The sequence below is a fragment of the Actinoplanes subtropicus genome, assembly GCF_000721705.1.
Lineage (GTDB): Bacteria > Actinomycetota > Actinomycetes > Mycobacteriales > Micromonosporaceae > Actinoplanes > Actinoplanes subtropicus.
Genome location: NZ_JOJL01000003.1, coordinates 214,661 through 228,351, shown reverse-complemented (window position 1 = coordinate 228,351; position 13,691 = coordinate 214,661). Strand labels below are relative to the sequence as shown.

Annotated in this window: 9 protein-coding genes; 3 read left to right on the top strand and 6 right to left on the bottom strand. The window is 71.7% G+C overall.

Annotation, left to right across the window (positions count from 1 at the left end):
• A partial coding sequence (locus IH26_RS61995; RefSeq protein ID WP_211268588.1) for a hypothetical protein occupies positions 1-341 on the top strand: 341 nt, incomplete at its 5' end.
• A gap of 72 nt (positions 342-413) precedes the next feature.
• Here IH26_RS61995 and IH26_RS0105715 read toward each other — a convergent pair.
• Both IH26_RS0105715 and IH26_RS0105710 read right to left on the bottom strand, forming a co-directional pair.
• Complete coding sequence (locus IH26_RS0105715; protein WP_030435045.1) at positions 414-5,729, bottom strand: SCO7613 C-terminal domain-containing membrane protein; 5,316 nt, start codon at positions 5,727-5,729, stop codon at positions 414-416.
• Positions 5,730-5,874: 145 nt separating this feature from the next.
• The gene (locus IH26_RS0105710) at positions 5,875-7,242 is read right to left on the bottom strand and encodes a UDP-glucose dehydrogenase family protein (RefSeq protein ID WP_245664930.1); all 1,368 of its coding nucleotides are present in this window, start codon (positions 7,240-7,242) and stop codon (positions 5,875-5,877) included.
• A 96-nt stretch (positions 7,243-7,338) separates the two neighbouring features.
• Here IH26_RS0105710 and IH26_RS0105705 point away from each other — a divergent pair, with 96 nt between their 5' ends.
• On the top strand, positions 7,339-8,493 hold the full coding sequence (locus tag IH26_RS0105705; protein WP_030435043.1) for an acyl-CoA dehydrogenase family protein: 1,155 nt from the start codon (positions 7,339-7,341) through the stop codon (positions 8,491-8,493).
• Between the two features lie 24 nt (positions 8,494-8,517).
• Here IH26_RS0105705 and IH26_RS0105700 read toward each other — a convergent pair whose 3' ends face one another.
• A complete protein-coding gene (locus IH26_RS0105700) occupies positions 8,518-10,095 on the bottom strand; it encodes a hypothetical protein (protein WP_030435042.1) in 1,578 nt (525 codons plus the stop codon).
• A gap of 121 nt (positions 10,096-10,216) precedes the next feature.
• Positions 10,217-11,887 (bottom strand): ricin-type beta-trefoil lectin domain protein, encoded by a 1,671-nt coding sequence (locus IH26_RS55550; RefSeq protein ID WP_157437068.1) that lies wholly within the window; start codon positions 11,885-11,887, stop codon positions 10,217-10,219.
• 239 nt (positions 11,888-12,126) lie between these two features.
• On the opposite strand from IH26_RS55550, the gene IH26_RS0105690 reads away from it, so the two are divergent.
• Positions 12,127-12,921, top strand: coding sequence for an SAM-dependent methyltransferase (locus tag IH26_RS0105690; RefSeq protein WP_245664928.1), 795 nt, complete (start codon positions 12,127-12,129; stop codon positions 12,919-12,921).
• A gap of 122 nt (positions 12,922-13,043) precedes the next feature.
• Here the strand turns inward: IH26_RS0105690 and IH26_RS0105685 are convergent, their stop codons facing one another.
• Both IH26_RS0105685 and IH26_RS0105680 read right to left on the bottom strand, forming a co-directional pair.
• Positions 13,044-13,244: a helix-turn-helix transcriptional regulator gene (locus IH26_RS0105685; RefSeq protein WP_030435039.1), complete on the bottom strand. Its 201-nt coding sequence runs from the start codon at positions 13,242-13,244 to the stop codon at positions 13,044-13,046.
• 10 nt (positions 13,245-13,254) lie between these two features.
• Entirely contained in the window at positions 13,255-13,656 is a 402-nt protein-coding gene (locus tag IH26_RS0105680) for a hypothetical protein (protein ID WP_051807583.1), read from the bottom strand.
• Positions 13,657-13,691: the final 35 nt, after the last annotated feature.

Genomic DNA, 13,691 nt, shown 5'->3' with positions numbered 1-13,691 from the left:
GCGATGCGTTACAACGCCCGCAAAAACCGCCGGATCCTCAAACTCCTACAGCTCCTACCAGCCTAAACGCAAACCCGGCCGACTTTGCCGTGCCCGTGGTCGCCGAGGCCGACCAGTCCGGACGGCTCGAGGTGATTGAACCGGGGGAATTCGCCGACGAAGAGGACGGTTCGGGAGCGAAGCATTCGCCTTCCCCAGAATGCGCGACCGTGCCGGGACCGGGCCATGCTATAGAGTTCGCGGGCGAGAATGCCGGACACAAATGCGATCATCGCGGCGAGGAGGTTGATGACCAAGTCTCTGACGTCGCCCACGGGCCGACTCCGATCGATCACATTTGATACGCCCCTCGACCGATGGTAGCCGTTCCCAGCCATGGGTTACTGATCTGATTGCGCGCCGGCAGCGGCGGGTCAGCGTAGGTTGACCAGCCGGCTGCGGAGTCCTTCTCGGGTGCGGCGGCGGTTCTCGTTGGTGGCGCCGAAGACGAGCAGGATCACGCCGAGCGGCAACAGCACCAGCCACGGGCCGACCAGTGTCACCGCGAAGTGGATTGCGGCGAAGACGGTGGCGACCGCGCCGACCACGACCGGGGCCTGCTGGCGGTAGGTGGAGCCGATGATCAGGGTGCCCACGGCGCCCAGCAGGAGAAGGACCTCGCGCAGTTCGCCGCCGTTGCCGGCCAGAACGATGCCGATCGTCGGGACGAAGGCTGCCAGCAGGGCCGGCCCGTACGCCGCCCAGCTGCTCAGGTCGGCGCGGGTGCGGGACTCGACGATGCCCACGGCCAGCGCCATCGCCGCGAACGGCAGCGTGTACGCCTCGGGCAGTGCCACGTCCGCCAGGGCGATGAACAGCCACCAGCCGACGATCTCGAAGCCGACCGCCAGCCAGAACAGCAGCCGGCGCTGGTTGGGGGAGCGGCCCGTCCGGGACGCCGCCAGGCCGAGCACCGCGCCCCACGCGGCCAGCAGCGCGGCCAGGTGGGCGGGCGCGTCGTAGGCGAGCGCGCCGGCCAGTACCGCGGAGGTGTAGCCGGCCCACTCGACGGTGGTGGCCTCGCGGCGGTACTGCGGCAGGCCCAGCCGGGGGACGGTGGCCTCGATGATGAGCAGGGCCGCGCCGACCGCCAGTACGCCGAAGGCGGCCCACTGGCGTTCGACGCCGCCGGCGATGCACGCGGCCAGCACGAACAGCTGGGCCATCGCGGCGGTGAACAGCCAGCCCAGGACGCGGGCCAGCTGGCTGCGGCCGGCCAGCGCGGCGACCAGGCCGACGCCGACCGCGGAGCCGAGCGTGAACAGGGTGAGGTTCTGCTGGGCCAGGCTGCCGGCCAGGCCCGCGTTGCCGGCGGCCAGGCCGACCACGAAGACGATCCGGCGGACCGCGCGCAGCATCGGCGCGTGGGTGGCGGCCGGCGGCGGGGTGAGGGCCAGGCCGAGCATGACGATCGTGAAGACCACCAGGCCGGCGCTGGTCGCGGCCGGGAACGGGAGGTCCAGCGCGATCGGGGCGATCAGGATGGTGATCGCGATGCCGGGGAGGATCACCGGGACGGCCTCGGAGGTCTTGCCGCCGAAGCCGATCGCGGCCAGCGCCGCGGCGCCGGTGAGCAGGACGATGGCCAGCACGCTGCTGGCGTCCACGTGGCCGGAGGCCGAGGGCTGGGCGAGGGCCGGGATCGGGCCGTCCCAGATGTGCCGCATCTGCTGCAGCGGGTCGATCAGCGCGGCCTTGAGGGCGGGCGCGATCGAGAACAGGGCCAGCGCCGTCGGGATCAGCGCGAGCATGACCGCGCTGGTGGCCGGGTCGACCAGCCAGCGACCGCTCAGGCCGCTCGGGCGCAGGCTGGTCCAGCGGGCCGACTGGTACCGGCCGTCGGCCCACGAGCGGGTGCGGGCGACGGTGAGGCCGGGCGCGGGCGTGGCGCCGCGCAGCAGCTCGGCCAGCACGCCGAGCAGGGCCGCGGCCGCGGCGTAGAGCGCGGTCGGGTACGACCCGGGGATCGACGCGAATGCCGTGATCGTCGCGCCCAGCACCAGGCCGACCGTGGCCCAGGGCAGGTACTGCGGGATCCAGCGGCCGATCACCGCCAGCACGGCCAGGCCGAGGCTCGAGGCGGCGAGCGCGGCGGTGAGCACCACCTGGGCGTTCTGGCCCTGGTCGGCGGCGAGCGCGGCGAAGACGCCGGGCAGCGCCAGCAGCACCGCGCCGGTGGCCGCGCCGCCGACCTGGGCGCGGTGCCGGGGCATGCCGGTGTCGTCGCGGGCCAGGTCGGCCTCGGTGATGACCGGGGACCAGAAACGGCCGGTCTCCGGGGGCGGGGCGGCCTCGGGGGCGATCGTGAACGGCACCGGGGTGCGGGCCATCGCGGCGGTGAGCGCGCCTATCCCGGTGACCAGCAGCAAGGCGACGCAGGTGGACCACGGGCGGGCGAGCCCGGCGCCGGCCGCGTGCAGCAGCACCGCGGCCGCGGCCCCGGCCCGGCAGAGGGCGGCGCGGGGGTCGGCGGCGGCGATCGAGGCCATCGCGTACCCGATCGCCACCGCCCCGCCGACCAGCAGCGGCGACCACCAGGGCAGGCCGATCGCGAACGGCAGCCCGATCGTGGCGAGCGCGCCGGCGGTGGCCGAGATCGCGTACGACCAGGGGCGGGGCGCCGCGAAGCCGGCCGCGACGGCCACCACGAGCAGGGTGAACGGGGCCTGCCAGGCGCCCGCCGGGGCGGTGGTCGGATACTGCGTCAGGTCGGCACTCCAGACCGAGCCGTGCAACGCGATGATCCGTACGCCGCCGGCCAGCGCCTGCCAGCCGGCGATCGAGCCGACCACGACGCCGGCGGCGGCGAGCCCGCGGACCGGGCCGCGGCGCCACTCGTCGGGCAGCGCGGCCACGCCGAGCGAGACGATCAGCACCACGATGCCGGCGACCGCGAGCGGCGCTCTCGGGAAGGCCAGCGCGAACACCCGGGAGAGCGCGCCGCAGATGGCCACCGTGGCGGCGGCCGCGGCGATATCCGGGCCGTCGAGCACCCGGTCGCTGCGCCGGCCATTGTCGATCGACTTGGCGAAGAACAGCAGGCCGGCCGCGACCAACAGCAGCGCGCCCACCCAGACGTCGGGCGGGGTCGCGCCCGGGGCGAGCAGCGCGGCCAGGGCCAGCGACACCGCGCCGAGGCCGGTGCCGGCGGTGAGCGGCGCGCTGATCTCGCGGCGGGCCACCTGGAAGACGGCGGAGTAGCTGAGCGTGGCGGCGACGGCCAGGAAGCCGACGGCCAGGGCCGGCACGGTGACCGCGGAGGTGGGCGGCGGGCCCTGGCCCTTGTCGGCGACCGCGAGCGCGCCGGTGACCACCGCGCCGGGCAGGGCGAGCGCGGCGGCGCCGGAGGCCCAGTCGCCGACCAGCCACGCGTACAGCCGGATCGGGATCTGCCGGGCCGCCACCGCGATCATCACGCCGGCGCCGGCCAGCGCGGTGAGCACCGCCGCGGTCAGCCAGGACGCGCTGAGCGCCGCGCCCGCGCCGAACAGGCCGACCGTGCCGGCCGCGGCGACGTGTGTGATGGCTATCCGGCGGGTGCTCGCGGCCAGGCCGGCCGCGCCGATCGCGATCGAGGCGAGCACCAGCGGCCAGGGCGCCTCGGACCAGCGCAGGCCGAGCGAGGCGGGCACGGCCAGCGCGGTCAGCGCGGCGCCGATCACCGCGCCCTCGTGCCGCCAGCCGCGCGGCAGGGCGAGCGCGGCCGCGACGGTGACCAGCAGCGCGGCCAGGGCGAGCAGCCAGCCGGACGGGCCGGCGGCCTCGGCGATCTTCTGCGCGTACGCGGCCGTGTCGGCGTGCCAGACCGGGCGGGCGGCCTGCAGGGGGGCGAGCGCGGCCCGGACCCCGTCGACGGTCAGGAAGACCCCGATGATCACCAGCGCGGCGGCCGAGGCGATCTCCGGGCCGGAGCGGACCGCGGTCGGCAGCAGGCCGACCACGGCACCGGTGATCGCGATCGAGGCGGCCGCCACCACCAGCGTCCAGCGCGGGTCGATCACGTCGGCTATCCGGGCCGCCGAGCCGATCGCGGCGAGCGTGAGCACGCCGCCGGTGATGTTGCGGGCCAGCAGGTTGCGCAGCAGGCCGGCGGCGGCGACCGCGACCACCGCGGCGAGCAGCAGGACGAAGGCGGAACGCATCGCATCCGGCACCAGCCGGGCCTGCAGCAGCGCCACCGAGGAGTAGAGCAATGCGCCCGCGCTGGCCACGCAGAGCAGCGCGAAGGTGAGCTCGCGCAGCCAGTCGGCGGACGGCGGGGTGGCCGGCGGCGCCAGCGGGACCGAGCCGGCGGGGGGCGCGCCGGCCGGGCGGGGACCGGGGAAGATCCGGGTACGCAGCCAGCGGCCGCGCTGCCCGGTCAGCGCCCCGATGATCAGATCGGGCTCCTCGGGCCGCGACTCGGGGCGCGGCGGGCTGCCCGGAGCGTAGCTGCCCGGGTCGGCGGGGTCGCCGCGGCGCAGGTAGTCGGCCGCGCCCGCGTCGGCGGCGGCCAGCGTCTCCCGGTCGGCGCCGACCGGGCGGCCGATCGGCCACTGCGGCACCAGCCGGCCGTTGCGGATCACGGTGGTGAGCAGGAACAGGTCGAGCAGGGCCACCACGGCCAGGGCCATGCCCCAGCCGGCCGGGCTCTCGATCGACGGGTACGCGAGCAGCAGCGGCACCGGCTGCAGGGCGACCACGGTGGCGTACCGGGGCGCGCTCAGGCGTACGGCCGTGGCGTACAGGAACGAGGCGACCGAGGTGATCGCGAAGGTGACGCCGAGGTAGAGCTGCAGCGCCACCCGGTCGCCGCCGGTCAGCGACGTGCCGTGCAGCACGTACAAGGTCATCGGCAGCAGGGCCAGGCCGACCGCGGCGACCGTCTCGGCGGTCGAGCTCAGCCCGCGCTTCGCTATGCCGGGCGCGGAGACCAGCGCGATCGAGGTGAAGATGGCCAGGATGACGGCCCGGGCCAGCGGGTTGCTGACCGCGACGCCGGAGAAGACCACCGCGGCCACGCCGATCAGCAGCGCGCCGAGGGCCAGCAGGATGTTCTGCACCGACTGGGTGGACGCCTCGGGCGGGTGGTGCTCGCCGCCGGTGAACCCGACCCGGCGCGGCGGCGGGCCGGAACGCTCGCGGGACGGGCCCATCCGCTCGGTCGGCGGCGGCTCGTCGACCAGCGCGGTCACGCCGTCGGTGGCGACCCCGGGCGGACCCGTGTGCGCCGAGCCGGGCGGCGCCCAATCGGGGCGGGGGCCGGTGGCGGCGCCGCGGGGGGCGCCCGCGCGAGCCGAGGCGGCCGGCCGGGTCACCCGCGGGGGCGGCACGTCGGCGGGACGGGCGCCGGGCGGAGGCGGCGGCGTGTCGCGCGGCGGGGCGGAACCGGCCGGGGGCGGCGGCGCGCCGGCCGGGCGGGCGCCGGGCGGCGGTGGGGGCTCGTCGCCCTGGTGGCCGCCGGGCGGGGGCGGGGGCGGGAAGTCCTGGCCGGGCCTCCGGCGTACGCGCCGAGCTTTGGCTTTTTTCGCTTTTGCCTGGTTGTTCGCGTGCGAGAGGATGTCGCGCTGGAACTGGGCCGCCTGGATCTTGGCGGCGATCTGCGAGCGCTCCGAGGCCGCGTTCATGTCGCGGATCTTCAGTTCCGCGATCGAGGCATCGATCCGGGCCAGCTCCTCCTCGTAGCTGTCGGACTGTCCAGCCTGCGCCACGGCACCTCCTCGACCCCCGCCGGCTGCCCGGCCGGCCCGGGACACCATCCGGGCACAACTAGAGCATGCCGGTACGACACCTCATTAGAACAGGCTCACGCGGGCGGAGATCTATGGAAACGGGCGCGAAACGCCGCAGACCTCGTCACGCGGGCGGGCGACCCATCCCCCGGTAGGTCCACCCGGCGCGGCCCCACTGAGCTGGGTCCAGGCAGTTCCGGGCGTCGATGACGCGGCGCTCGCGGACCAGCTCACCGAGCAGCGCCGGGTCGGCGTTGCGGAACTCGGCCCACTCGGTGGCGACCACCACCAGGCTGACGCCGTTCACCGCGGCGGCCATGGTCGGCGCGTAGTCGAGGGCGGGCTGGGCGCGGCGGGCGTTCTCCATCGCCTGCGGGTCGTAGACGTGCACGTGCGCCCCGGCGGCGGCCAGCGCGGCGGCGGCGGCGAGACTCGGCGCGTCGCGTACGTCATCGGAATTGGGTTTGAAGGCCGCCCCCAGCACCGCCACGCGCGTCCCGGCGAGGTCCGGGCCGGCCGGGCCGACCGGACGGTCCAGCAGCTCGGCCGCCAGGTTGAGCACCCGCCCCCGCCGCCGCGTGTTGATCAGATCGACCTCGTGCAGGAAGCGCAGCGCCTCGCCCGCGCCCAGCTCCTGCGCCCGGGCCTGGAACGCGCGGATGTCCTTGGGCAGGCAGCCCCCGCCGAAGCCGAGCCCGGCCTGCAGGAACCGGTTGCCGATCCGCGGGTCGTAGCCGATCGCCCGGGCCAGCGGGGTGACGTCGGCGCCGGCCACCTCGCACACCTCGGCCATCGCGTTGATGAAGCTGATCTTCGTGGCCAGGAACGCGTTCGCGGCCACCTTGACCAGCTCGGCGGTGGCGAAGTCGGTCACCACCAGCGGCACCTCGCGGTCCTCGGTGGCGGCCAGGTCGAAGACGCCCTTGTGCGCGGCGGCCAGCACCTCGTTCGCCCACTCCGAGCGCACGCCGGCGACGATCCGGTTGGGCCGCAGCACGTCCTCGACCGCGTAGCCCTCCTGCAGGAACTCCGGCGACCAGGCCACCTCGACGCCCAGCGTGGGGTCGGCGAGCTTGGCGACCAGCTGCTCGACCCAGGCGGCCGTGCCGACCGGCACGGTGGACTTGCCGACGATCAGGGAGCGGCGGCGCAGGAGCGGTGCGAGGTTGGTGACGGCGCGTTCGACGTACGTGAGATCGGCGCTCATCCCGTCCGCCCGCTGCGGCGTACCCACGCAGATGAAGTGCACCTCGGCGTGGTTCGCGGCGTCCGCGTACGAGGTGCTGAACCGCAGCCGTCCCTTCGCGAGGTTGCGCCGGAGCAGATCGTCCAGCCCCGGCTCGTGGAACGGCACCCGGCCCTGCCGCAGCGACTCGATCTTGGTCTCGTCCACGTCGACGCCGATGACCTCGTAACCGAGCTCGGCGAAACAGATGGCGTAGGTGGCGCCCAGATAGCCGGTGCCCAGGAACGACAGGCGGGGATGTGTCACGTCCGGCATAACGATCGAACCCCTGGTGGGCGTCCGCTACTTACCAGTAACATCGAACGTGCTCCTCGTCGTGGTTCCTGCTGGAAGGGCGTTGTCATGTCTGAGTTCGACGTATACCGGCTGCCGGAGGACCACGAGACCATCCGTGCCGCGGTGCGCGAGGTCTGCGACGCCCGGGTGGCGCCGCACGCCGCCGAGGCGGACGAGACCGGGGAATTCCCCAAGGCGTCGTACGACGCGCTGCGCGCCGCCGATTTCCACGCCCCGCACATCCCCGAGGAGTACGGGGGAGCCGGCGCCGACGCGCTCGCCACCGCGATCGTGATCGAGGAGGTGGCCCGGGCCTGCGCGTCGTCCTCGCTGATCCCGGCCGTGAACAAGCTCGGAACGCTCCCGCTGATCCTGTCCGCGTCGGAGGCCCTGAAGGAGCACTATCTCTCCAAGGTCGCCTCCGGCGAGGCGATGTTCTCGTACTGCCTCTCCGAGCCGGAGGCCGGCTCGGACGCCGCCTCGATGACCACCCGGGCGGTCCGGGACGGCGACCACTGGGTGCTCAACGGCGTCAAGCGCTGGATCACCAACGCCGGGGTGTCCGAGTTCTACACCGTTTTCGCCGTGACAGACCCGTCGGCCCGCTCCCGGGGCATCTCGGCGTTCGTCGTGGAGAAGTCGGACGAGGGCGTCTCGTTCGGGGCGCCGGAGAAGAAGCTGGGGATCAAGGGCTCGCCGACCCGCGAGGTCTACTTCGACAACGTACGCATCCCCGCCTCCCGCATGATCGGTGACGAGGGCACCGGCTTCGCCACCGCCATGCGGACGCTCGACCACACCCGGGTGACCATCGCGGCCCAGGCCGTCGGCATCGCCCAGGGCGCGCTCGACTTCGCCAAGGGGTACGTCCAGGAGCGCAAGCAGTTCGGCAAGCCGATCGCCGACTTCCAGGGCATCCAGTTCATGCTCGCCGACATGGGCATGAAGCTGGAGGCGGCCCGCCAGCTGACCTACGCGGCGGCGGCGAAGAGCGAGCGCGGCGACGCCGACCTGACCTACTTCGGCGCCGCGGCGAAGTGCTTCGCCTCGGACGCCGCAATGGAGATCACCACGGACGCGGTCCAGCTGCTCGGCGGGTACGGGTACACCCGCGACTACCCGGTCGAGCGAATGATGCGCGACGCGAAGATCACCCAGATCTACGAGGGCACGAACCAGGTGCAGCGCATCGTGATGGCCCGCCAGCTCCTCAAGGGCTGACGTGCTGGGCTGCTTGTGCCGGGACTATGCGGTTGGGGACGGTCGTCCCGGCCGTTCCCGGCGAAGCAGCCGCCCGCGGTGTTCGAGGGGAGCGGCGGCGGTCGCCTCGAGATGGGCGAGTAGGTCCTGGAAGTCTTCGTAGGAGGTTGCTATCGCCTCGCCGAAGACGCGTTTGATGTGTGGCTCCAGCCGGAGGACCTCGTCGTACAGCCGGGCGGTCGAATGGAAGATCTTCAGGTGCCGGCGGGTCCGCAACGAACGCCCGAAGAACGGTATGGCGGAGTTCTTCGTGAGCGTTACCAGGCCGAAATTGAGCTCGATACCGATCTCATCGCCCTCTGTTCGGGGGGACTTTCCCGCCCATTTCCGCAGGTCTCGTTCCACGCGGTCGAGCTTGCCCTCGATCTGAGCCAGCGACGGGTTGCCCCGCAGCAGGCCGTCCTGCAGTTCATGCATCCACTCGCGGAACCTTCTCCCTTCGTTCGACTGCCTGATCTCCACTGCGGCGTCCAGGATGTCTTCCGGCCGGCCGGCGTCCTTGATGGCTCGGGAGAGAAACATGGGAAGGTGTACTTGGACCGCATGGGAACCCAGCCGGATATTGGCGAGATGGGACCGCTCGGCGCGCGCGAGCTCCAAGGCCTTGGTGATCTCGGCGGCCAGGCTTCGCGCTCCTCCTCGACGAGTGGCTGCCTCGAATTCCGCGATGCGCGACCGCAAGGGATGCGGTAGATAGGGTATTCCCGTTCGGTCGGACAGTTCGCCGTAGTAGCAGGTGGCCACGGCGTGCCGAATCAGGCTCTCGTAGGCACGGAGCTTTTCGTCGACATCGCCGGGGCCCAGGCCGGCCTTGGCCCAGGGGTGCCGGCCGCGGGCCACCCGCCGGCGGCGTTCGCCGGCATTCCGGCGGAAGGCCTTGGAGTGCTTGTCGAAAAGTGACGCCAGCACATCGTCGAGAAGCCGGTACGGCATCTCGTCGAGGAAGAGCGGCAACAACTGCGAACCGTCGGATCCGTCGGATATCCGCATATTTATCCGACTGTGTCGCTGCTCGCCGGCGAACAGTACGGGATCGGAGAACCCGGTCTGGAAGTATCCGTTGCTTATCTCGAAGACTGCCGCCTCGATCCGGCAGGTGGCAAGCAGCCCCAGATAGTCGGCGAATTCGGTGGAGTCCGACCATGAGTTGACGTTCGAGAGCGCGTTTTCAAAAGCTGTCCGGGCCTCCGAGCTCGTCGGCCGTAGCGGAAGGATGTAGTCGTCGGTGGGCCGCTTCCTCTGGGGGCCGCCGGACAGCATGATTCTCTGGTCGGCCCAGGTGCTCGTCCCGGAGCCGTCGACGAAGATCTTGTCATGGAGGATGAGGCACTGCACCAGCTGGCCGAGGCAGGCAAGGTCGGTGGCGACCCGGAATCCGTCGTTGAGGTCGTAGTCCCATTTCAGGGAGTGAAGTTCGTCGTCAGTTCTCGGATACGTCGTGAATTTGGCGTCTCTCGCCGGGAGGCTCAGGATCCGCAAGGCGCCCTGGAGCGTCATGTTGTCCATCAGCACCGAGTTGGTTTGCGCGTATCGCACCATCGCGAGAACGCCCGGCTCCGGCAAGGGACTCTCCTATTTCGACATCCGTCTCTCGAATAGCTGCCTATTCGCAGGGTAGAGCTCGGGCTCAAACGCGGGCATGGGCCGGGTGCGAGTGCACCCGGCCCACCTGGTCACGCGGTCGTTACGACTTCTTGGTCCACTGCTGGTTGTCCTGGCCGTTGCAGGTCCACAGCAGCAGCATCGTGCCGCTCGCCGTGCCCTCGCCGGCCGCGTCCACGCACAGGCCGGACTGGACGCCGACCAGGGTGCCGTCGGGCTGGAAGGTCCACTGCTGGTTGTCCTGGTTGTTGCAGGTGTAGACGATCACCTTCGTGCCGGCGACGGTGCTCTTCCCGTACGCGTCAAGGCACTTGCCGGCCGCGAGCCGCAGCTCGCCGATCGACGTGTTGGTCCACTTCTGGGTCGCGCTGCCGGTGCAGTCGGCGAGCACCGTCTGGGTGGCGTTCACGAGGCTGCTGCCGGTCGTGTCGACGCAGCGGCTGGACTGCTTGCCGACCAGCAGGGTCGCCGTGGCCGTTCCGGTGCCCGTGCTGGTGCTGGTCGACGGGCTGGGGCTGGCCGAGGGGCTGGCCGAGGGGCTGGCCGAGGGGATGGTGCTGGGCGACGGGGTGGCGCTCGCGGACGGGGTCGGGTCGGCCGCCGGGGTTCCCTTGATCAGGAAGAGGTTGTCCGCGACGTTGTACTCCTTCGCCAGGTACGTGCCGGGCGACGGGTTGGTGTTGTAGTAGTCGTCGTGGTTGCAGTCCAGCCGCATGTCGTGCGACTGGTCCGGGCATGCGGTGTGCATGACCGTGTCGTCCTCGTCCTGGTAGCACATGACGTCGTACTCGTCGGTGCAGTGCGCGTGGTGCGAGGCGTTCGGGGCGTCGTCGTTGACCGCGCCCAGGTTGTGCCCCAGCTCGTGGGACGCCACGTCCGGGTACTGCCAGCAGCCGTTGTCGACCCGCGCGTAGCCGCCGCCGTTGGACCGGTTGGAGTCCGACTTCGTCGTGTCGCCGAGGAACTCGCCGATGCCGCAGTAGACGTTGGTGTCCACGAACATCAGGTACTTGCGGTCGTCCCGTTCGGGGTAGCCGGCCTTGATCACGGCGTCCTTGGTCGTGTCGAAGTCGCTCAGCGCCGAGTCGGCGATCTGCACGTCCCGCACGACCGCCCGGCAGACGCCGTCGACCTGTTCCGTCACGAATCGGACGTGCCGTACGCCGCCGGTCTCCTGGGCGCTCTGGTAGTAGATGTCGTCGACCTGCTCGGCCCGCAGCCGGAAGGTGTCGTGGAACTTGTCGTACTGGCTGGTGGCGCCGTGGACGTAGAGGACCTCCACCCGCTTTCCGGTGGTGCCGTCGCCCTCGCAGACCGGCAGGCCGGTGGTGGCGGCCGCGGCCAGCGTGGTGGTACTGGCGGGCGAGGCGGCCAGCTTCACCGAGACGTCGGCCGGCGGCTCGTCCGGGCCGTGCGTGCAGCGCGTCCTGGTGCCCTTTGCGGCCAATTCATAGCCGCCTACGCACAGTCCGGTCTTCGCTACCGTCAGGCCGCGATAGACGAGACCTTTGCGGGGATTGTCCTTGGGCATCCTGGGCAGCGGTTCGGCGTCCGCACCGAACATTTTCGACGAGCTCGCGGCGTGCGTCGTCGCGGCCGCTGCCGGGCTGCTCACCACGGCGGCGCCGGCGAGGGCGGTCCGGTGCTCGCTCCGGGAGTCCGTGCTGGTGCCGCACGCGTAGAGGGCGATGAGCGCGGAGCTCAGGGCGGCGGTGCCGAGCAACACCGGCCGGGCCCGATGGCGAGAATCCACGGTGTCCTTCTCATTCCTAAGGAACGTTTAAACAATGGCGTGTGTAAATGCGAATGAATGGCAGACCCGGACCGTACCGAATGTCGAATCGGGCGTCAACGCGCGAAAAGGTTGCCAGCCGATCGATCACATTCTTGTAACGCCCGGTCAGGAGACAGGTCTTGGCTCACGTGGACCGATCTTCGATGGGCCGGCGGATCGGGATAGCCTGACCGCAGCCCTTCGAAAGGATCCCCGCCGTGACGAAGCGCCTCGACACCGGCACCGCTCACTCGGCCCGGATGTACGACTATCTGCTGGGCGGTAAGGACAACTTCGGCGCCGACCGGGAACTGGCCGATCAGTACCTGTCGCTCTACCCGCACGGCCGGACGGCGGCGCTGGAGAACAGGGCGTTCATGCGCCGGGTCGTCGACTGGCTGACCAGCGACATCGGCCTCCGTCAGTTCCTCGACATCGGCACCGGCATCCCGACGTCGCCGAACGTGCACGAGATCGCGCAGGGCATCGCCCCGCGGTCCCGCGTGGTCTATGTGGACAATGACCCGCTCGTGCTGGCGCACGCCCGCGCGCTGCTGGTCAGCCGGCCCGAAGGGGCGACGGACTACCTCGACGCGGACGCCCGCGACCCGGAGCGGATCCTCGCCGAGGCGTCCCGGACCTTGGATTTCGGCCGGCCCGTCGTACTGATGCTGGTGTCGCTGCTGCACTTCCTCACCGACGCGGACGACCCGTACGCGAAGGTGGCCCGGCTGGTGTCCGCCCTGGCCCCCGGCAGCTTCCTGGTCATCTCGCACGGCACGTACGAGACGCTCGAACCGGCGCAGGCCGGGCGGTTCAAGGCGCTCAACGCCGCCAGCCCGGTGCCGTTCCAGCCGCGGGACACCCGGGAGGTGGGCCGCTTCTTCGACGGCCTGGACCTGGTGGAGCCGGGCATCGTCCCGGTCGCCGCCTGGCGCGACGGCGACCGCGAGGAGCCGCGTCCGCCCGCGGATCAGGTGGCCTACTACGGGGCGGTCGCCCGGATTCCGTGAAGGCCGAGACGACGTGGTCGAACCGGGCCGTGGTGACCGCGCCGAACCAGGTCTTGCAGGCGCCGAGGCCGGCCAGCTCTTGGCGTCGGCCGAGTAGGTCGCGGCATCGGCGGCGGCCTGCTTCAGGAAGGCCGGTCGGGCAGGAAGATCTCCTCGATCGTCAGGCCGAAGACGCCGGCGATGGTGAACGCCAGGGGCAGGCTCGGGTCGTACCGCTCGGTCTCGATGGCGTTGATCGCCTGCCGGGAGACCTGGCAGCGGTCGGCCAGCTCGGCCTGACTCCAGCGGCGGGCGGCCCGCAGTTCGCGCAGCCGGTTTCTCATCGGCGCGCCCTCATCGGTGCAGGCGGGTACGCAGGTCGGCGAGCCCGAACCAGATCGCCATCCCGCCGAGAAGGATCAGCTGCGCCAGCTGGTGGAGCTGGATGATGCCGGCGGCGTCGAGCACGGTGGCCACCTGCAGCGCCACCAGGACCGCCGCGAAGGCGATGGCCATGCTCTCCAGCTGGATCTTGCGCAGGTATTCGTCGGCGCGCCGGAACGCCCGCACCAGGACCCAGGCCACGGCGAGCGAGAACGCCGCCGTGACCGCGATCCACAACGCCCTCTGGCCGGCGCTCGGGTGCGGATTGCTGCCCAGTGCCAGGGCCACGATGCCCAGAGTGGACACCGGAAGGCCGTCGATGAGGACCGCGCGGCGGGCCGCGCGAGTCGCCAGATCTTCCTGTTTCGCCATGATCCGAAGGTAAGGCGCACGTTCCATACTGTCAA